This window comes from Amycolatopsis sp. NBC_00348, from assembly GCF_036114655.1.
Lineage (GTDB): Bacteria > Actinomycetota > Actinomycetes > Mycobacteriales > Pseudonocardiaceae > Amycolatopsis.
This window is the reverse complement of sequence record NZ_CP107994.1, coordinates 1,125,519-1,144,092: the sequence shown is the minus strand read 5'-3', so window position 1 is coordinate 1,144,092 and position 18,574 is coordinate 1,125,519. Positions and strand designations below refer to the sequence as shown.

Annotated in this window: 18 protein-coding genes; 8 read left to right on the top strand and 10 right to left on the bottom strand. The window is 71.9% G+C overall.

Annotated features, from left to right (window positions below):
- Positions 1-80 precede the first annotated feature (80 nt).
- Both OHS58_RS05530 and OHS58_RS05525 read left to right on the top strand, forming a co-directional pair.
- Entirely contained in the window at positions 81-284 is a 204-nt protein-coding gene (locus OHS58_RS05530) for a hypothetical protein (RefSeq protein WP_326952220.1), read from the top strand.
- Between the two features lie 76 nt (positions 285-360).
- The gene (locus OHS58_RS05525; RefSeq protein ID WP_326952219.1) at positions 361-1,215 is read left to right on the top strand and encodes an SAM-dependent methyltransferase; all 855 of its coding nucleotides are present in this window, start codon (positions 361-363) and stop codon (positions 1,213-1,215) included.
- A gap of 58 nt (positions 1,216-1,273) precedes the next feature.
- Here the strand turns inward: OHS58_RS05525 and OHS58_RS05520 are convergent, their stop codons facing one another.
- The gene (locus tag OHS58_RS05520) at positions 1,274-3,706 is read right to left on the bottom strand and encodes an RICIN domain-containing protein (RefSeq protein WP_328647365.1); all 2,433 of its coding nucleotides are present in this window, start codon (positions 3,704-3,706) and stop codon (positions 1,274-1,276) included.
- A 323-nt stretch (positions 3,707-4,029) separates the two neighbouring features.
- On the opposite strand from OHS58_RS05520, the gene OHS58_RS05515 reads away from it, so the two are divergent.
- Entirely contained in the window at positions 4,030-4,212 is a 183-nt protein-coding gene (locus tag OHS58_RS05515; RefSeq protein ID WP_328647364.1) for a hypothetical protein, read from the top strand.
- Positions 4,213-4,224: 12 nt separating this feature from the next.
- Here OHS58_RS05515 and OHS58_RS05510 read toward each other — a convergent pair whose 3' ends face one another.
- Genes OHS58_RS05510 through OHS58_RS05500 form a run of 3 tightly spaced genes read right to left on the bottom strand, consistent with a single transcriptional unit; the run spans position 4,225 to position 6,509 of the window.
- The gene (locus tag OHS58_RS05510; protein ID WP_328647363.1) at positions 4,225-5,196 is read right to left on the bottom strand and encodes an ABC transporter permease; all 972 of its coding nucleotides are present in this window, start codon (positions 5,194-5,196) and stop codon (positions 4,225-4,227) included.
- A complete protein-coding gene (locus OHS58_RS05505) occupies positions 5,193-6,086 on the bottom strand; it encodes an ABC transporter ATP-binding protein (RefSeq protein ID WP_326951004.1) in 894 nt (297 codons plus the stop codon). The genes OHS58_RS05510 and OHS58_RS05505 overlap by 4 nt, the downstream gene beginning before the upstream one ends.
- Positions 6,087-6,107: 21 nt before the next feature.
- The gene (locus OHS58_RS05500) at positions 6,108-6,509 is read right to left on the bottom strand and encodes a GntR family transcriptional regulator (protein ID WP_247053609.1); all 402 of its coding nucleotides are present in this window, start codon (positions 6,507-6,509) and stop codon (positions 6,108-6,110) included.
- Between the two features lie 119 nt (positions 6,510-6,628).
- Here OHS58_RS05500 and OHS58_RS05495 point away from each other — a divergent pair, with 119 nt between their 5' ends.
- The 3 genes from OHS58_RS05495 to OHS58_RS05485 all read left to right on the top strand — a co-directional run bounded on the left by OHS58_RS05495 (position 6,629) and on the right by OHS58_RS05485 (position 10,141).
- Positions 6,629-7,402 carry a cyclase family protein gene (locus OHS58_RS05495; RefSeq protein WP_328647362.1) on the top strand — a complete coding sequence of 258 codons (774 nt, stop codon included), beginning with the start codon at positions 6,629-6,631 and terminating at the stop codon, positions 7,400-7,402.
- On the top strand, positions 7,399-9,030 hold the full coding sequence (locus OHS58_RS05490; RefSeq protein ID WP_328647361.1) for a thiamine pyrophosphate-binding protein: 1,632 nt from the start codon (positions 7,399-7,401) through the stop codon (positions 9,028-9,030). Before OHS58_RS05495 ends, OHS58_RS05490 begins: the two co-directional genes overlap by 4 nt.
- A 109-nt stretch (positions 9,031-9,139) precedes the next feature.
- Entirely contained in the window at positions 9,140-10,141 is a 1,002-nt protein-coding gene (locus tag OHS58_RS05485) for a hypothetical protein (RefSeq protein ID WP_328647360.1), read from the top strand.
- Between the two features lie 225 nt (positions 10,142-10,366).
- On the opposite strand, the gene OHS58_RS05480 is transcribed toward OHS58_RS05485, so the two are convergent.
- Entirely contained in the window at positions 10,367-10,813 is a 447-nt protein-coding gene (locus OHS58_RS05480; RefSeq protein ID WP_247053617.1) for an Lrp/AsnC family transcriptional regulator, read from the bottom strand.
- A gap of 179 nt (positions 10,814-10,992) precedes the next feature.
- On the opposite strand from OHS58_RS05480, the gene OHS58_RS05475 reads away from it, so the two are divergent.
- Positions 10,993-14,415, top strand: coding sequence for an indolepyruvate ferredoxin oxidoreductase family protein (locus OHS58_RS05475; RefSeq protein ID WP_442875519.1), 3,423 nt, complete (start codon positions 10,993-10,995; stop codon positions 14,413-14,415).
- Here OHS58_RS05475 and OHS58_RS05470 read toward each other — a convergent pair.
- The 4 genes from OHS58_RS05470 to OHS58_RS05455 form a co-directional block, all read right to left on the bottom strand.
- On the bottom strand, positions 14,396-15,022 hold the full coding sequence (locus OHS58_RS05470) for a helix-turn-helix transcriptional regulator (protein WP_326951009.1): 627 nt from the start codon (positions 15,020-15,022) through the stop codon (positions 14,396-14,398). The two genes, OHS58_RS05475 and OHS58_RS05470, sit on opposite strands and share 20 nt — an antisense overlap.
- 63 nt (positions 15,023-15,085) lie before the next feature.
- Complete coding sequence (locus OHS58_RS05465) at positions 15,086-16,051, bottom strand: GlxA family transcriptional regulator (RefSeq protein WP_328647358.1); 966 nt, start codon at positions 16,049-16,051, stop codon at positions 15,086-15,088.
- Between the two features lie 53 nt (positions 16,052-16,104).
- On the bottom strand, positions 16,105-16,611 hold the full coding sequence (locus OHS58_RS05460) for an ATP-binding protein (RefSeq protein ID WP_328647357.1): 507 nt from the start codon (positions 16,609-16,611) through the stop codon (positions 16,105-16,107).
- An 81-nt stretch (positions 16,612-16,692) separates the two neighbouring features.
- Positions 16,693-16,902 carry a TOBE domain-containing protein gene (locus OHS58_RS05455; RefSeq protein WP_326951012.1) on the bottom strand — a complete coding sequence of 70 codons (210 nt, stop codon included), beginning with the start codon at positions 16,900-16,902 and terminating at the stop codon, positions 16,693-16,695.
- Positions 16,903-17,093: 191 nt separating this feature from the next.
- On the opposite strand from OHS58_RS05455, the gene OHS58_RS05450 reads away from it, so the two are divergent.
- On the top strand, positions 17,094-17,813 hold the full coding sequence (locus tag OHS58_RS05450; RefSeq protein WP_328647356.1) for a M24 family metallopeptidase: 720 nt from the start codon (positions 17,094-17,096) through the stop codon (positions 17,811-17,813).
- Between the two features lie 46 nt (positions 17,814-17,859).
- On the opposite strand, the gene OHS58_RS05445 is transcribed toward OHS58_RS05450, so the two are convergent.
- Positions 17,860-18,501 carry an FMN-dependent NADH-azoreductase gene (locus OHS58_RS05445; protein ID WP_328647355.1) on the bottom strand — a complete coding sequence of 214 codons (642 nt, stop codon included), beginning with the start codon at positions 18,499-18,501 and terminating at the stop codon, positions 17,860-17,862.
- Positions 18,502-18,574: the final 73 nt, after the last annotated feature.

Here is an 18,574-nt window from a genome sequence, read left to right as displayed (position 1 = left end):
CCGCGGGGGTTTTGGGGTGCTCCGGATGGGGCAGTAACGCAGCACGGGAAGGGGCCGGACCGACGCTGGAGGTGCCGTCAGTGGACAGGACAGGGGACGAAGTGGACACGGGGGCGCTCGGCCACCCGGGGTCCCGTCGCGACCTGACGGAACTGTCCGAGGCCGCGCGCGATCTCGACCGGCGGATCGAGCAGCACCTGGCGCGGTTGCGCCGGGACCGCGCCGGACGCCGGGACGACCACCGGGACGACATTCCGGACCAGCGGCTTCGCCCGAGCGGCTGACCTCGCGTTTACCGCGGGGACGCGACCTACTACGCTGGGTGGCCCACGCCGCCCGCCGATGTCCTGCGAGGTCGCCATGTCCGATGTCCCGTCCGTGAGTTCCCCCAGCCAGAAGCCGGTGGGGGTGGATCCCGAGCGGCCGAGCATCGCGCGGATCTACGACGGGTTCCTCGGTGGTCACAACTTCTACGAAGTCGACCGCGTGGTGATGGAGAAGATCCGGCAGGCGGTCCCGGAAGCGGTGGACATCGCCCGCGGCAACCGCGGCTTCCACAACCGCGCGCTGCGGATGCTGGCGAGCCAGACCAAGATCCGGCAGTTCGTCGACTGCGGGTCCGGGCTGCCGACCGCGGAGAACACGCACCAGATCGTCCAGCGCATCGACAAGGACACGAACGTCGTCTACATCGACAACGACCCGGTGGTCCTGGCGCACGGCCGCGCGCTGCTCGCCGAGAACGACTTCACGCACATGGTCGAGGCGGACATCTTCAAGCCGGAAGCGGTGCTGGGCAACGACGAGGTGCTGCGGCACATCGACTTCACCGAGCCGGTCGCGCTGCTGCACGTCGGCACGATGCACCACTTCGAGGGCGACGGCGCCGCCGACGTCATGGGCGAGTACATCGACGCACTCGCGCCGGGTTCGTACGTGGTGCTGTCGCACTTCTTCGACCCCGAGGTGCCGGAGCTGACCGCGATCGCCAAACGCATCGAGGACATCCTGACCCAGGGCCCCCTCGGCGCCGGCCGGTTCCGCACCCGCACCGAGATCGAGGCGATGCTGCCGGGTCTGGAGTTCCTGCAGCCCAACGCGACGTCGGAGCCGGGCCTGGCGGTCTGCGACGAGTGGTGGCCCGACGGCCCCCGGCTCACGCCGCTCAGCGGCTCCGCGAAGTGCGTGGCCGGGATCGTCGGGGTCAAGCGCTAGCCGTGGTCGTGAGTGGTAATGCGGGTTAGAACCCGCATTACCACTCACGACAGACTCTTTAACGCAGCTGCCAGAGGTGGTCCGCTGTCCCGTTGTCGGCGAACTGGACCACCTGGGCGCTGTCCGCCGTCGACATCAGGTCGACGCCGAGGACCTTGCCGGAGTTGCGGTTCTTCACCCGCCACCAGCCGTCGCCGTTGTCGACCAGCTGCCAGAGGTGGTCCGCGGTGCCGTTGTCGGTGAACTGGACCACCTTCGCACTGTCCACGGTGGACATCTGGTCGACGCCCAGCACCTTGCCCGAGTGGTGGTTGCGGATCCGGTACCAGCCGTCGCCGTTCGCGACGAGGTGCCAGAGGTGGTCGTCGGTGCCGTTGTCGGCGAACTGCACCACCCGCGCACTGTCCGCTGTGGACATCTGATCGACGCCCAAGACCTTGCCCGAGTTGCGGTTCACGATCCGGATGGCCGCTCCCCCGCCGCCGGGCAGCCACGGGTGCCCGTCCGGCGCCGTCGTCGGGAACGACGTGACGCGCAGCCGCGCCGCGCCCATCGGGATCAGCGTGATCGTCTCGACCGGCGCGTCGCTCTTCGCCGGTGACGCCTGCAACGGCGTGACGACGTGCTGGTCGTCAACGGTCCATTCGGCGATCTTCCGCGCCGACGCGGTGATCTTCACCGGGACGGCGTCCGGGGTGAACGGGTTCGCGGGCAACGCTCCCCCGGCCGCGGAGAAGGTCAGCGCCGCGTCGACGGCCAGGCCGTAGTTCCACGGCGTCGTCGCGTGCACGGCGTACTGCGGGAACTGCGCGGACCCGCCGAGCGACTGGTAGCTCTCGCCGATCTTCAGCGAGTACGTCAGCGGGCCGTGGTCGACCGACCGCGAGTCGTGGTTCGCGCTCCAGGTCCGCACGGTCGTGCGCTGCGGCAGCGTCAGCGTGACGACGTCGCCGTCCGCCCAGGTGCGCGAGACCTTCGCGAACGACGGCCCGGCCGTCACCGCGACCGACGCGCCCGCGACGACCAGCCGTGGCGCCGCACACCACGCGGGAATCCGGAAGTACAGCGGGAAAGCCAGGTTCCGCGGCGTCCGGACGGTGAAGGTGACCTGCTCGGAGAACGGGTACGTGGTGTCCTCGGTGATGGTCACCGCCGTGCCGTCGGCGACCTTCGCCGTGACGCTGCTGGCGGAGTACATCGCGGCCGCGAGCCCGTTGTCCGGGGTGGCCAGCCAGAGTTCCTCGGTGAAGTACGGCCAGCCCATGCCGTAGTTGTGCGGGCAGCAGCGGTACTGGTCGACGCCGGGCAGGTAGGCCTGCATCGCGAAGCCGTTCTGGAACTGGCCTTCGCTCTTGGGGACGTTGTCGAGGTCGACGCCGTTCGCGCTGGTGATGTAGTGCACCGCGCGCCCGGCCGGGTCGAGCGCGGCGGGCAGGGAGTTGAACGCGAGGTCCTCGCAGCGGTCGGCCCACACCGGGTCGCCGGTCAGCCGGGTGAGCAACTGGTGACTGGCCATGAACTCGACGATCCCGCAGGTCTCGAAGCCCTGCCGCGGGTCGCCGAAGCCGGGACGCGCGTTCTCGTCGCCCGCGAACCCGCCGCCGGCGAACTGGCCGTACGCGGCCATGACCGTGGTGTAGTCCTGGTAGGTGGCCTGGGTGAGCGACGCCGAGCCGGTGCGCAGCGCGTACTGCGCGGGCTCTCGGAACCCCTGGGCGACGTTGACGTTGTGCAGGCTCGGCAGGTTGCCGACCCAGTTGGCGCCGTAGGTGTGGATCTTGTCGGCGAGGTCGAGCAGGAAGGTGTCGCCGGTGCGGTTGAACAGCCAGAACACGCTGTCGAGCCCGTCGCCCCAGCGGACGGACACCCAGCTGGAGTTGAACGCGCCCGGCCCCTGCGCGTTCATGTAGCGCAGGAAGCGCGTCAGGAACGGGACGACGCGCGTGTCGCCGGTGTACTCCTGCCACGAGCGCAGGGCCTGCAGCAGCGGCAGGTACGGCCAGAAGTCGGGGCCGTTGTTGAGCGCGGTGCGCAGCGCCGTCGGGCCGAAGAAGCCGTCGGACTGCTGGGTGGCGAGGATCGCGTCGATCCACTTGCCGGCGGTGGCTTTCGCGGTGGCGTCGCCGGTGACCGCGGCGAGGTCGACGTAGCCGCGCAGCCAGTACGGCACCTCCTCCCAGCCGGTGCGCTCCGGGTGGACCCAGCCGCTGGTGGCGAAGTCGAGGAAGTGCGACGTCTCGGCGTAGTGCCCGCACAGGCCGTCGAGCTGCAGGCGCAGCTGCCCGGCGAGCCAGCCGCGCGCGGTGACCGCGCCGGGCGGGAGCTTGAGGAAAGCGGTGGGCTTGAGCGGAGCCGCGTTCGGCGTGTACAGCCCGCCGGCCGCGGGGGCGACGGTGCGGCTACCGGGAACGGCGGCCCCGGCGTCCCGCGTACTCGCGAACAGACCGGCGGCGACGGCTCCGGCGACGAACTGCCTGCGGCTCAGCGACACGGGTATCAGCCTCCGCGGTCGTTACAACGTTGTAAAAACAGTCTTACCCGCTGTATACAACGTTGTAAATCCGCCGTTCGTCGGAGGCGCCGGCGTACGGCCCGGATTCGGTCGTGTACCCGCGGTCAGATCCCGGTTAAGATCCGACCGGAGGGTCCGGAACGCACCGGGTCGCGACGACTGTGTGCGTGGCTCGGCGCAAGCCGGGCGGGTACCACGGTGGCCGATGGCGACCGGGCAGACCCGGACTGCCCTCCGCAGCACCGAACACCCCAGCTGAACCGACTTCGACGAGCACCGCCGGTACCGGGACGGGCGGTGTGATGGGCGAGGTCAAGGTGAGTGTCAGCTCGTGGGTGGCGGCGCCTCTCTACGTCGTGCTCTGCCTCGCGGTGTGCTTCGTCGCGGCGCTGCCGGTGTGCGTGTACATCGCGAAGAAACGCGGCCCGGAGGGGCTGCGCGCCTTCGCCGAAGTGGTCCGCGCGTTCTGGGGCCGGAAATCCTGAGCCGGGCGCGGGTCAGGCGAGCACGCGGACCCGGCGGATCGCGAAGTACACCAGCGCCGCCGTCAGCACCGCGAAGATGCCCGTCTCGATGCCTTGGAACGTCCAGAACCGGTCCCCCGGTTGGTATTCCATCCAGTTGTAGGCACCAGGGCCGCCGGCACCGCCGGTGCCGCAGCCTTCGGGGCCGCACGGGCCGATCTGCGAGTTGGGCAGCACCATGTCGCCCGCCGCGTTGCGCACACCCTGGTCCATCACCCAGTCGCCGGCCGCGGTGTTCGGGGTCTGCCCGCTGTCCGGGGCGAACGTGAGGGTCTGCGCCGGCAGGTACCGCGGGCGGGCGAAGACCTCGATCGCGACGCGGACCACCGCGTAGCCGACGAGCGAGATGCCCATGGCGGGCAGCACTTTCGTCCAGTACGTCCCGGCGAAGATCCCGAGCGCGAGGGCGAACAGCGTGTACACGACCGGGACGACGCCCTGGACGTCGAAGGCGAAGTAGCCCAGCCGGCCGGTCGCGCTCACCAGCGGCTCGAACCACCACGACACGCCCAGCGCGTACCCGACAGCCAGCACCGCCGTGATCGAGCCGACCAGCCCGAACTTGACCAGCGCCCAGTGCAGCCGGCTCACGCCCTGCGTCCACACCAGACGGTGCGTGCCCTGCTCGACCTCACGCGCGATGAGCGGCGCGCCGAAGAACACGCCGACCAGCACCGGCAGGATCACGAACAGGACGGCGACGAACACCATGCCGCCGAACTGCTGCTGGAACTGGTGGGCGAGGCTTTCGCAGTTCGCCACCGACGCCGTCTGCGTGATCATCGACGCCTGGCCCAATGCGGCCCGGCAGGCGGCCAGGCCTGAATCCTCGTACTTCGCGTGCATCGCCAGGCCGGTGGGGATGACGATCGCGGCGAGCGCCCCGAGGACGGCGAGGGTGAACCACGCCTGCCTGCGGTACTGGCGCCAGGTCAGCCAGATCATGCCGGCACCCCCCACGCTTCCGGGGCGACGCGGGGCTCGGCCGCGGCGAGGTGGCCGAGCACCAGGTCCTCCAGGGTCACTTCGTGTTCCGTCCACAGTGGATCGATCGAACCGGCACCCCGGCGGACGAGCAGTGTCGACTGGCGGTCCGTGTGGCTCGCGCGGACGACTTCCGCGACCCCGGCGATGGACTCGCTGCCGGCGCGCGGGCCGGTGAGCGTGCGGTGCGCGTCGAGCAGCTCGTCGACCGCGCCGGTCAGCTGGACGCGGGAGGACTGCAGGACGACCAGGTAGTCGCAGCTGCGTTCGAGGTCGGCCAGCAGGTGCGAGGACAGCAGCACCGTGGTCTCGCTCTCGGCCACTGCACCCATCAGCGTCTGCATGAACTCGCGGCGCGCCAACGGATCGAGGCTCGCGATGGGCTCGTCGAGCAGCAGCAGCCGCGGCCGCTTGGCCAGGGCGAGCGCCAGCGCGACCTGCGCCCGCTGCCCGCCCGAAAGCTTGCCGACGGCTTTGCCCGGCGGGATGCCGAGCGCGGCGAGCCGCTCGCGGGCCAGCGCGGCGTCCCACCGGCGGCGGTTCAGCTTGCCGCCCATGGTGATCAGCTCCGCCGCGGTGAAGTCCCGGTACACCGGGGTGTCCTGCGCGACGAACCCGATGTCGGCGAGCACCGCGGGCCCGTCACGCGGGTCACGGCCGAAGACGCGCACCTCCCCCGCGTCGGGCTTCAGCAGCCCGACGGCCAGGTGCAGCAGCGTGGACTTGCCCGCGCCGTTCGGGCCGACCAGCGCGGCGATCCGCCCAGCGGGCAGCGTCAGCGCGCAGTCCTGCAGCGCCCAGCTGCGCCCGTAGCGCTTGCCCAGCGCCCTGGCCTCCACCGCCAGCTCCATCGTCGGACTCCCCTCGGGTCACTACAGCTTCCATTGGTCGAACGGCGGCGTGGTGCCGCGCATCGTCGTGTCGATCAGCGCGCTGATGTCGTCACCCGACATCCCCGCCTCCCCCGCGCGCTCCAGCCAGGCCACCAGCTCCTCGCGCAGCCGTGCCTGGTAGCCGAGCGACGGCCCAGCGAGGGTGCCGGTGACGAACGTGCCCACGCCCGGCTTGCCCTCCGCGAGCCCCTCCAGCACCAGCTCGCGGTAGGCCTTGAGCACCGTGTTCGGGTTGATCGCCAGCGCCTGGGCCACTTCACGCACCTTCGGCAGCTGGTCGCCGTCACGCAGCAGGCCGACGCGTAGCGCCTGTTTCACCTGCAGGACGAGCTGCATGTACGTGGCGACCCGCGAGCGGCCGTCCAGGACGAACTCGATCACCCCACACCCTCCTACTGTCCTACGACATTAAGACAACACCCGGAATCGAGCCCTGTCAAGGACCGGGCTCCCGGCATAGGGTCTCGGACGAGACGTTCACCCGCACCCGGGAGGCAGGCATGTCGTTGTTGGACGGACTGGGCCAGGCGATCACCTCGGGGGCGGTCGACATCGTCGACCTCACCGCGCCGCTGAGCCCGAGCACGCCGATCCTCCGGCTGCCCGAACCCTTCGCCAACACCATCCCGTTCCGCCTCGAGGAGATCAGCCGCTACGACGAGCGCGGCCCGCGGTGGTACTGGAACGACATCCACACCGGCGAGCACACCGGCACCCACCTCGACGCGCCGGTGCACTGGGTGTCCGGAAAGGACGGCCACGACGTCTCGCAGGTGCCGCTGAAGACGCTCGTCGCGCCCGCGGTCGTGCTCGACTTCTCGGCACGGGCGGCCGCGGACCCGGACTTCCTCCTTTCGGTGGACGACGTGACGGCGTGGACGGCCGAGCACGGGCCGCTGCCGGCTGGCGGCTGGCTGCTCTACCGCACCGGCTGGGACGCGCGCGGCGGCGACCAGGACGAGTTCCTCAACGCCGACGAGACCGGTTCGCACACCCCCGGCGTCTCCGCGGAGTGCGCGCGGTGGCTCGCCGAGGAAGCCCCGATCACCGGGTTCGGGGTGGAGACCGTCGGCACCGACGCGGGCCAGGCACCCGGCCTCGATCCGATGTTCCCGTGCCACGAGCTGCTGCTCGGCGCCGGGAAGCACGGCCTGACGCAGCTGCAGAACCTCGCGTCCCTGCCGCCGACCGGCGTGCTGCTGATCGTTTCGCCGCTGCCGATCGTCGGCGGGTCCGGCAGCCCGGCGCGCGTGCTGGCCCTGGTGGAGCGGTGAACGTCGCCGAGCTCGTCGGCCGCACCCTGGCCGGCCTCGGCGCCGGCACCGCGTTCGGCGTGGTGGGCAGCGGCAACTTCGAGGTCACCAACGCGTTGCGCGCGGGCGGCGTCCGGTTCGTCGCAGCCCGCCACGAAGGCGGCGCGGCGAGCATGGCCGACGCCTACGCGCGGATCAGCGGAAAGGTCTCGGTGCTGTCGCTGCACCAGGGCTGCGGGCTGACCAACGCCGTCACGGGGATCACCGAGGCGGCCAAGAGCCGGACGCCGATGCTCGTGGTGACCGCCGACTCCGCGGGCTCGTCGGTGCTGTCGAACTTCCGCATCGACCAGGACGGGCTGGCCACCGCGGCCGGCGCGGTGCCCGAGCGGGTGCACTCCGCCGCGAGCGCGGTCGCGGACACCGTCCGGGCCTTCCGGACCGCCCGGCAGGAGCGCCGGACGGTCGTGCTGAACCTGCCGCTCGACGTCCAGGCGCAGCTCGCGCCGGACCTGCCGGACGTGCTTCCACTCGTCCCCGGACCGGCCCCGATGCGCCCCGACATCGGCGCGGCGGCCGATCTGGCGGACCTCCTGATCGCCGCCGAACGGCCGGTGTTCATCGCCGGGCGCGGCGCCCGCGGGAGCCGGGAACCGTTGCGGGAACTGGCTTCGCGCGCCGGAGCACTGCTGGCGACGTCGGCCGTCGCGCACGGGCTCTTCCACGACGACGAGTTCGCGCTGGGCATCTCGGGCGGGTTCGCCTCGCCGGTGGCCGCGGAGCTGATCGCCGGCGCCGACCTCGTCGTCGGGTGGGGCTGCGCGCTGAACACGTGGACCACCCGCGACGGGAAGCTGCTCAGCCCGTACGCGACGCTGGCCCAGGTCGACCTCGAACAGGGCGCGCTCGGCGCGCACCGGCCGATCGACCTCGGCGTCGTCGGCGACGCCGGCTGCACCGCCGAAGACGTCCTGAGCGAGCTCGGTGACCACAAGGCGGTGGGCTACCGGACCGAAGACGTCGCCGGCCGGATCGCGGCGGCCGGGCGCTGGAACGACGTCGAGCACGACGACCTGTCCCGCGGCGGCCGGATCGACCCGCGGACGCTCAGCAGGCTCCTGGACGACCTGCTGCCCGCCGAGCGGATCGTCTCGATCGATTCCGGCAACTTCATGGGCTACCCGAGCGCGTACCTCTCGGTCCCCGACGAGCTGGGGTTCTGCTTCACCCAGGCGTTCCAGAGCGTCGGCCTGGGTCTCGGCACGGCGATCGGCGCCGCACTCGCCCGGCCGGACCGGCTGCCGGTGCTGGGCACCGGCGACGGCGGGTTCCACATGGCACTGTCCGAGCTGGACACCGCGGTCCGGCTGCGCCTGCCGCTGGTCGTGATCGTGTACAACGACGCCGCGTACGGCGCGGAGATCCACCACTTCGGCGATGCCGACATGACCACGGTCCGGTTCCCCGACTCCGACATCGCCGCCATCGGCCGTGGCTTCGGCTGCGCCGGCGTCACCGTGCGGTCGGCCGAGGACCTCTTCGCGGTGAAGGACTGGCTCGCCGGACCGCGCGACGCGCCCCTGGTCATCGACGCGAAGATCGCCGACGACGGCGGTTCGTGGTGGCTCGCGGAGGCCTTCCGGCACTGACACGATCGTGGGACGCCCTTGACAACGGCTCGGGCGCGGCTGGATGCTGACCGAGTTGTCTTACAGACGTAAGACAGTGGGGGAACTTCGTCGCTCCGAGGAGCCGTTCATGCGTATCTTCCTGGCCGTGCTCGCGGCCATGGGCCTGGTGGTCACGCCGGCCGCACCGGCCACGGCCGATCACTCGCGGTCGTCGCCGGACGCCGCGGGCGCGTTGCTGGCCGCGTTCGACGACCACGCGCTCGTCGCCAAGTCCAGCCCGGACGTCGGGAGCTTCCTGCTCGACCTGGTCCGCGACCCACGTTTGCCCGGCAAGGTGAACGACATCGCCGTGGAGTGCGGGAACTCGCTGTACCAACCGGTTCTCGACGCCTACATCGCCGGCGCCGACGTCCCGATCGCCGACGTCCGGCCGGTGTGGCGCAACACCACCCAGCCCAGCTGCGGGTTCTCGACGTTCTACGAACAACTGTTCCCGCTGGTCCGGCAGGTCAACACGACACTGCCGGCGAGCCGCCGGATCCGGGTGCTGGCCTGCGATCCACCGGTCGACTGGAGCAGGATCCACCACCCGGCGGACTTCACGCCGTTCGAGGAGCGCGACCCGGCGATCGTGTCCGTACTGAAGACGCAGGTGCTGCAGAAACACCGGAAAGCGTTGCTGCTGTTCGGACTCGGGCACCTGACGCACAACACGGGCAGCGCGGTCGGCCGCCTGGAGCAGGAGTACCCGGGCAGCGCGTTCGTCGTCGCGGACCACCGCGGCTTCCTGAAGGACAACGCGCGGCTCGAACCACGCCTGGGCTCGTGGCCGTCGCTGACCACGCTGAAGAACTCGTGGCTGGGACAGCTGGACGCGTCGTACTTCCCGCTGGACCGCGACTTCCCGCCGGGCACGAAGGGCTTTCCCGGCGTCGACGCCTACCTGTACGAAGGCCCGGCCGGCACGCTGCTGCGCGAACCGATCTCGGCCCGGACGGTGCTGGACACGGACTTCCTGACCGAGATGCGCCGCCGGGCGACCGCGCTGGAGGCACCGCCGGGCGCGCTCGAATGGCCGGAGTTCTTCCTGCAACGGGAGCGCGACTCGGGCGTGCTGCTGGGCGATTAGGTGTCTGCCCGGGTGCGAGCGCTCCGGGGCCGGCACCGAGCCGTCGCGATCGAACGGCAGGCCGGTACAGCGCCACTAGGCGGCGAGGGTTGCCTGGACGGTCGCCGAGCGACCAGGTCTCGCGACCCGCGAGGTTGCGGACCAGGCGGCTCGCCTTCCGTCTACCGCGGCGAAACCGGCGGGTTAGGTCGCCGCGGCTAGTCCGGGCGCCGGGAGAGCGTGACGCTAGTGCCCACGCGACCAGGACTCCAGGGCGATCAGCGTCTTGGTGCCGGTGATCTGGTGGTGGCGGCGGATCTCGTCGATCGTCTTCTGGAGGTGAGCCATGTCACGGACGCGCAGCCACACGAGGGCGTCCGGGTCGCCCGCGATCGTGAACACCGCCTGGGCCTCCGGCATCCGCGTGGTCGTGCGGAGGATCTCGGCGACCTTCGTGTTGCCGACGAACCGCAGCTCGGTGAACGCCTCGATGCCCCAGCCCAGCTTCGCGTGGTCGACCTGGACGGTGAAGCCCGTGATCACGCCTGTCTCGCGGAGGCGGTCGATCCGCCGCTTGACCGCCGCCGTCGACAAAGTGACCCGGCCGGCGATGTCCGACAGCGTGCGCCGGGCGTCCTCGCGCAGCAGGCCGAGGATCTCGTGGTCGGTGGCGTCGAGTAGCTCTTCGGTCATGCGGGCGAGCGTAACTCCGCGCAAAAAACCGGGCCAATCGTCGATCATGACCGCCGAAGTTTGCGTGAGAGGCGGTGATCCCGCGTCGGCTGTTGCGTCCGGGGCCGATACCGTGTGCCGTGGCCCGCATCGCACTGTGCGCCCGAGCACAGCCGCGCGAGGGCGAAGGGAGCCGCGCCGTGGAGTCGTTCACGCTGGAGGACCGCTACCTGCGGGAGGCGGGAACCGTGCACCTCACCGGGGTGCAGGCCCTGGTGCGGCTGCTGTTCGACCGCGTCCGCCACGACCGCGCCCACGGTGGCGACCCCGCGGTGTTCGTCTCCGGTTACGAAGGCTCACCGCTGGCCGGGTACGACCTCGAGCTGGGCCGCCGCGCGACGCTGCTGGAGAAGCACGCCGTCGTGCACCGGCCCGGGCTCAACGAAGAGCTGGCCGCGACGTCGGTGATGGGCAGCCAGCTCGTCGCGGGCGCCGGCGGGCAGCGCGGCGTCACCGGGTACTGGTACGGCAAGGCACCGGGTCTCGACCGCGCGTCCGATGCCCTGCGCCACGCCAACCTGGCCGGCACCGACCCCCGCGGCGGCGCGGTCGCGCTGGTCGGCGACGACCCGAACGCCAAGTCCTCGACGATCCCCTGCGCGTCCGAGCTCACGCTGGCCGACCTGGCCATCCCGATCCTGTACCCGGCCGACTCGCAGGACGTCCTCGACTTCGGGATGCACGCGGTCGAGCTGTCCCGGGCCAGCGGGCTGTGGTCGTCGCTGAAGGTCGTCACGAACGTCGCCGACGCGTCCGGCACCGCCCAGGTCGGTCCACAGTGGACGGGCCCGGACCTGGGACCCACGGCGTACCGGCACGCGCCGACGTCGAAGCTGCTCGGCGCGAGCCTCGCCGCGCTGGAACGCAGCCTCTTCACCGTGCGGCTGCCGCTGGCGATGGAGTACCTGCGCCTGAGCGGTCTCAACCGGATCACCACGCGCGGCCCGGCCGACCGGATCGGCATCGTCTCGGCCGGGAAGTCCTACCTGGACGTCCAGCAGGCCCTGCGCATCCTCGGCCTGGACGAGGAAGCCTTGCACCGGCACGGCATCCGCGTCCTGAAGCTGGGCGCGATCCACCCGCTGGAGCCGTCGATCGTCCGGGAGTTCGCCGACGGGCTCGACGAGATCGTCGTCATCGAGGAGAAGCGGTCGTTCATCGAAGCCGCGCTCAAGGAAGTCCTCTACGGCACGTCCGGCGCGCCCGCCGTGCACGGCAAGAAGGACGCCGACGGCCGCACGTTGTTCACCGAGCTGGGCGAGCTGGACCCGGACGTCGTCGCGACCGGCTTGGCCCGGCGGCTCGCCGCTCACCACGAGATCCCGTCGGTCGAGGCCTGGCGCGGCCGCCGGCGGCGCGAGCGCATCTCCGTGCCGCTGCTGGCGCGGACGCCGTACTTCTGCTCCGGCTGCCCGCACAACTCGTCCACGAAGGTCCCGGAGGGCACGCTCGTCGGCGGCGGCATCGGCTGCCACACGATGGCCCTGTTCATGGAGCCCGACCAGGTCGGCACCGTCCTCGGCGTGACGCAGATGGGCGGCGAAGGCACCCAGTGGATCGGCATGGCGCCGTTCGTCGAGGCCGACCACTTCGTGCAGAACATCGGCGACGGCACGTTCACCCACTCCGGCAGCCTCGCCGTGCGCGCGGCGGTCGCGGCCGGCGTCAACATCACCTACAAGCTGCTCTACAACTCGGCCGTCGCGATGACCGGCGGGCAGGACGCCGTCGGCGCGCTGCCGGTGGAGAAGGTCGCCGAGCTGCTGCTCGTCGAGGGCGCGAAGCAGGTCGTGATCACCAGTGACGCGCCCGGGGCCCTGCGCCGCCGCAAGCTGCCCGCCGGTGTCGAGGTCCGCGACCGCACCGAAATCCTGCGCACACAAGAGGAACTGGCCGCCGTCCGCGGCGTCACCGTGCTGATCCACGAGCAGGAGTGCGCGGCCGAGAAGCGGCGGAAACGCCGTCGGGGCAAGCAGGAGACGCCCGCGACCCGCGTCGTGATCAACGAGCGCGTCTGCGAAGGCTGCGGCGACTGCGGCACCAAGTCGAACTGCCTGTCGGTACAGCCGGTGGCCACCGAGTTCGGCCGCAAGACCACGATCCACCAGTCGTCGTGCAACGTCGACTACTCCTGCCTGGCCGGGGACTGCCCGTCGTTCGTCACCGTCGTGCCGACCGGCCGCAAGCAGCACCGCAAGCTGGGCGAGCTGGCCGCCGACGCCGTCCCCGCGCCCGCCTCGCCGGGGTCGCCGGACTTCACCGTGCGGATCACCGGCATCGGCGGCACCGGCGTCGTGACCGTGACGCAGATCCTCGCGACGGCCGCGGTGCTCGACGGCCGGCACGTCCGCACGCTGGACCAGACCGGGCTGGCGCAGAAGGGCGGCGCCGTGGTGTCCGACCTGAAGGTGACGGCCGAGCCGGTCGCCCAGGCCGCGAAGCTCGCGACCGCGGAGTGCGACCTCTACCTGGCGTGCGACGCGCTCGTCGGCGCGGACGCGACGAACCTGGGCGTGGCCGATCCGGGCCGGACGACGGCGGTCGTGTCGACCACCGAGGTGCCGACCGGCCGGATGGTCGTCGACACGACGGTGGCGTTCCCCAGCCCCGGCAGCGTCCTCGCCCCGCTGGAAGCCGCGGCGGCGCGCACCGTGTCACTCGACGCGCGCGGTCTGGCCGAGACGTTGTTCGACGACGACCAGTTCGCGAACGTCCTGCAGCTCGGCGCGGCCTTCCAGACCGGCGTGATCGGGCTGCCCGCCGCGGCGCTCGAGCGCGCGATCGAGCTGAACGGCACCGCGGTCGCCGCGAACCTGCAGGCCTTCCGCCGCGGCCGGCAGCTCGTCGCCGACCCGGACGCCCTGGCCGCCGCGGTCGCCCCCGCGCCCGCCGCGACGCCGAAGCCCGCCGCGCCGGCCGTGCGTTCGCTGGTGCACGCCGAGCCCGGGTCGGAACTGGCCCGGCTGCTCGACATCCGGATCCCCGACCTGGTCGCCTACCAGGACGCGGCGTACGCCCGGACGTACGCGGAGTACGTCGAGCAGGTGCGGGTCCTGGAAGACGGGCCGACGGCGGTCACCGAGGCCGTGGCGAAGCACCTGTACAAGCTGATGGCCTACAAGGACGAATACGAGGTCGCGCGGCTCTCGCTCGACCCGGCGTTCACGGCGGACCTCGAAGCCCAGTTCGGCGCGGGCACGCGATACGCGTACCGGCTGCACCCGCCGGTCCTGCGCGCGCTCGGCATGAAGCGCAAGATCAGCCTCGGCCCGTGGTTCCGCCCGGCGTTCCGGCTGCTGCACGCGCTGCGGCGGCTGCGCGGGACGAAGTTCGACCCGTTCGGCCGCGCCGAGGTCCGCCGGGTCGAGCGCGAGCTGGTCGAGGAGTACCGCGGCGTCGTGCTGCGCGCGTTCCGGGCCGAGGACGTCGACCTCGCGCAGGTCCTGGCGCTGGCCGAGCTACCGGACCTGGTGCGCGGCTACGAGGACGTCAAGCTGGCGAATGTGGTGCGGTACCGGGAGAAGCAGGCCGAGGTGCTGGCGCTCACGCACGCAGGTAGCTGAGCATCGCCTGGGCCTCGTCGGGGACGCGCAGCTTCGTGCTGACGTCTCCGGCGTGGCGGCGCGCGGCGTCCGTGCCGATGCCGAGCAGGCGGCCGATCGCCGGGACCGAATGGCCTTCGGCGAGCAGCGCGACGACCTCGCGTTCGCGCGCCGTGAGCGTGGTGACCGGGTCGCCGGGGCGGCGCCGGTCCAGTTGCAGGGCGACGACGTCGCGGTCCAGCACCGTCCCGCCGGCCGCCACCCGGCGGAGGGCGTCCAGGAACTCGTCGGCCTTCCCGACGCGCTCCTTGAGCAGGTAGCCGGCCCCGCCGCCGCCCGCGGCGAGCAGGTCGCCCGCGTAGCCGTCCTCGACGAACGCCGACAGCGCGAGGATCGCCAGCCCCGGCGCCCGGCGCCGCGCTTCCAACGCGGCACGCAGGCCTTCGTCGGTGAAGGTGGGCGGCAGCCGGACGTCGACGACGGCCAGGTCGGGTGCCACGTCCCCCACGGCGGTGAGCAGGTCGTCGGGGTGGTCGACGGCCGCGGCGACGACGAACCCGGCGCTGCGCAACAGCAGCACGAGTCCTTCCCGCAGCAGTGCGTCGTCCTCGGCGATCACGATCCGCACGACGGCCGGCCTCCTCACGTCGATGCCCCCTACCGGAAAGCACGGACACGACGGCCGGAACGTTCAGGAAATGCCCGTGGTCCGGAACCGGGACCGGTAGTCGCTCGGCGTCACGCCCAGGCCACGCGCGAAGGCCCGCCGCAACGTCTCCACCGAGCCGAAGCCCGACCGGCGGGCCACCACCTCCAGCGGGTCCACGGTGCTCTCCAGCTGCTGCTGGGCGAACTCCAGGCGGATCTGCTCGACGAACCGGGCCGGTGTCCGCCCCAGCTCCTCGCGGAACAGCCGGGTCAGGTGCCGGACGCTGACGCCCGCGTGGGCCGCCATGTCGCCGAGCGTGTGCGGGGCCGACGGGTCCGCCGCGACGGCGTCCAGCAGGCCCCGCAGCACCTCCTTGCGCGGGCGGCCCGTCTCCAGCCGGACGCTGAACTGCGACTGCCCGCCCGGCCGCTGCAGGAACACCACGAGGTGCTTGGCCACCAGCCGGGCGATCTCCGGGCCGAGGTCCTCCTCGACCAGCGCCAGCGTCAGGTCGATGCCCGAGGTGACGCCGGCCGAGGTGATCACCGGGCCGTCCTTGACGAAGATCGCGTCCGCGTCGACACGGACCAGCGGGAAGCGGCGGGCCAGCTGGCCGGTCAGGTCCCAGTGCGTCGTCGCGCGCCGGCCGTCCAGGACGCCCGCCGCGGCCAGCGCGAACGCGCCCGCGCACACCGACGCCGTCCGGCTCGCGCCGTAGGCGAGGCGGCGGATCTGGGCCACCAGCTCGGTGTCGGCGATCGTGCGGACCCACTCGGGGCCGCCGGGCACCAGGACCGTCGCCCCGCGCGGGTCGGCCGCCGCCAAGTCGAGATCGGCGCCGAGGCGCGTCCCGGTGTTGGCGCGGACGTCGGCGCCGCCGGGTGACGCCGTCCGCAGCTCGTACCGCCCGCCGTGCTCGTTGGCCTCGGCGAACACCTCCAGCGGACCGGAGACGTCGAGGAGGCGGACGCCGTCGTAGAGCACAACGAGGACGGGACGGGCTTTCACCGGTCCAGTATCACCAGTTCCGCCGCCGACCGTCCCGGCGGGAACGCCGGTGCTCAGCCCTCGCCGGACCAGCCGCTCAATCGGCTGAGCAGCCGTTCGAGGACCTGCGGGTCCGCCGTCACCGGGTCACCGGAGACCGGCTCGTCGACCAGCGTCCGGCGATCGCCCCGGCGCGGCAGGCGCACCTGCTTCGCGGTCATCCCGCCGGGCAGCGGCAGCTCGCACCAGGTGGTGCGGCCGCCGCCGGGTGCCGGGTCGACGCCGACGCGCTCGCCGGGTGCGGCCTGGGGTGGCGGCAGGTGGGGCAGGTTGTCGTCCACCTCCACCAGCAGGACCTCGGCGGTCAGCCGCAGCCGCAGGGTGACGAAGGCGGGTGCCTTGGGGTCGCCGGCGTCGATGACCGCCTCGACCAGGCGTCTCGCCGTGGCCGTGACCTGCTCCAACATCGGCTTCAAGGACCAGTCGCTGAGAATCAGGCGGACGAACAGCTCGCTGACCGGCAGCGCGCTGGGCTGCGCGACCAGCCGGAGGTCGTCCATCTGGGAGGTGTGCGCGCTCAAACCTGACCTTCCTCGGCCCGGGTGCCACTGTTCGAGTCACGCATCATGCCACCCGTCCGGGAACCACCCGTAAGGAGGACGTCACTCGACGCCGAGCATGACCTCCGTGGACTTCACGAGCACGGTCACCGGCTTGCCCGGCGCCAGCTCCAGCTCCTCGGTGGCGTCCTTCGTGATGGACGCGACGACCTGCTGGCCGCCGTCGAGCTCGACGGTCACGACGGACATCACGGCGCCGGGCTTGATGGCCGAAACGGTACCGGTGAGCTGGTTGCGGGTGGAGAGACGCATGGCCGTCCTAACGGGTTACAGGGGTGGTGAACGGCGTCAGGCTACGACCTTTCCGCAGGTCACGCCGCCGGAAGCGGCCCGGCACGATCGGGTGGTGCGGCAGCGTGGCGGGCCGGGTCACCGCAGCTGCGTCACGGCGGGACGCGCTGGGGAGCACCCGCGAATCCGGTGTGACTTGCTACCGTCGGCCCATGGGTGACGTGGTCGAGGACGAAGCGCTGCGGGCCGAGCGGCTGCTGGACGCGCAGGCGAAGGCGGTCGAGCTGTTCGCCGCGGTCGAGGAACGCGGGATCCTCGCGCCGGGCGTGCGCGAGACCGAGGCAAGCGACGCGATCCGCGACCTGGCCGGGGACCTGCTCGGCATCCGCCGCTACTGGCACAAGCGGATCGTCCGCGCCGGCGTCAACACGCTGCGGCCCTACCGCGAGAACCCGCCGGACCGCGTGCTCGGCGAGGACGACATCGCCTTCGCCGACTTCGGCCCGATCTTCGAGGACTGGGAAGCCGACTTCGGCCGCACGTTCGTGCTGGGCGACGACCCGGTCAAGCACGCGCTGCGTGACGCGCTGCCGAAGGTGTTCGACGCCGGGCGGGCGTACTTCGACGCGCTGCCGGACATCACCGGCGAGCAGCTGTACGCGCACATGGTCCAGCTCGCGCACGAAGCGGGCTGGGAGTTCGGCGGCGAGATCGCCGGGCACCTCGTCGGCCAGTTCCCGCACGAGACGATCGACGGCGCCAGGATCGCGTCCTACATCGCGCCCGGCAGCGACCAGCCGATGCGCCGGACGGACCGCGGCGGCCAGGCGTCGCACTGGATCCTGGAGGTCCACCTCGTCGACCGCGACCGCGAGATCGGCGGCTTCTTCGAGCAGCTCCTCGACCTGGGTCCCGCCGCCGCGCAGTCCTGACGTCCTCCTCACCGGCCCCCGACGCCGGTGAGGAGGACCGGTCACGTCAGACGCGCGCGGTCGCCCACAGCTCGTCGATGGTGCGCTCGGCCGTCGCGAGGCTGGCGTCGGCCAGCGGGATGAGCTCCGCCATCGCCGGCTTAACGTACGACAGCGTCAGTTCGGCGGTGATGAACCGCGGCTCCAGGCCGGTCGGCGCGAGGCCGTGCGGCAGCCACGCCTCGGCGTGGTCCCAGCCCGCGCGGGGCGTGCCCGCGCCGTAACCGCCGCCGCGGCTGGCCAGCACGATGAACTCCCGGCCGCCGAGCAGGCCGGCCATCGTCACGGCGTCGGTCGAGAGCCCGGGGGCGATGAGGTGGTCGACCCACGCCTTGACGCTGCTCGGCGGGCCGAAGTTGTACAGCGGCAGGCCCAGCAGCACGGTGTCGGCCGCCTGCACCTCGCCGACGATCTCCCGCGTCAGCGCCCACGCCGCCGCCTGCGCGGGCGTGTGGTGCTCCGGCGGCACCCGGCCGGCCGTCCCGCCCGCCGCGTCGATGTGCGGCACCGGGTTTTCCCCCAGGTCGCGGTAGGTCACCGTGCCGTCGGGGTGGGCGGCCCGCCACGCGGCCGCGGCCCGCGCGCTGAGCCTGCGGCTCACCGAAGCCTCGCCGGTGATGCTCGAGTCGATGTGCAGGAGATGCGCCATGTCGTTCGCCGTCCATAGATCGTTGGTGTTAGACAAACCATTAATAGCACACCGATCATCAGGCCGGCCATAT

Bases quoted from the DNA above. Each gene is read 5' to 3' on its own strand.
- OHS58_RS05525 (WP_326952219.1), top strand. From the start codon at position 361: ATGTCCGATGTCCCGTCCGTGAGTTCCCCCAGCCAGAAGCCGGTGGGG.
- OHS58_RS05515 (WP_328647364.1), top strand. From the start codon at position 4,030: ATGGGCGAGGTCAAGGTGAGTGTCAGCTCGTGGGTGGCGGCGCCTCTC.
- OHS58_RS05510 (WP_328647363.1), bottom strand. From the start codon at position 5,196: ATGATCTGGCTGACCTGGCGCCAGTACCGCAGGCAGGCGTGGTTCACC.
- OHS58_RS05505 (WP_326951004.1), bottom strand. From the start codon at position 6,086: ATGGAGCTGGCGGTGGAGGCCAGGGCGCTGGGCAAGCGCTACGGGCGC.
- OHS58_RS05495 (WP_328647362.1), top strand. From the start codon at position 6,629: ATGTCGTTGTTGGACGGACTGGGCCAGGCGATCACCTCGGGGGCGGTC.
- OHS58_RS05485 (WP_328647360.1), top strand. From the start codon at position 9,140: ATGCGTATCTTCCTGGCCGTGCTCGCGGCCATGGGCCTGGTGGTCACG.
- OHS58_RS05480 (WP_247053617.1), bottom strand. From the start codon at position 10,813: ATGACCGAAGAGCTACTCGACGCCACCGACCACGAGATCCTCGGCCTG.
- OHS58_RS05455 (WP_326951012.1), bottom strand. From the start codon at position 16,902: ATGCGTCTCTCCACCCGCAACCAGCTCACCGGTACCGTTTCGGCCATC.
- OHS58_RS05450 (WP_328647356.1), top strand. From the start codon at position 17,094: ATGGGTGACGTGGTCGAGGACGAAGCGCTGCGGGCCGAGCGGCTGCTG.
- OHS58_RS05445 (WP_328647355.1), bottom strand. From the start codon at position 18,501: ATGGCGCATCTCCTGCACATCGACTCGAGCATCACCGGCGAGGCTTCG.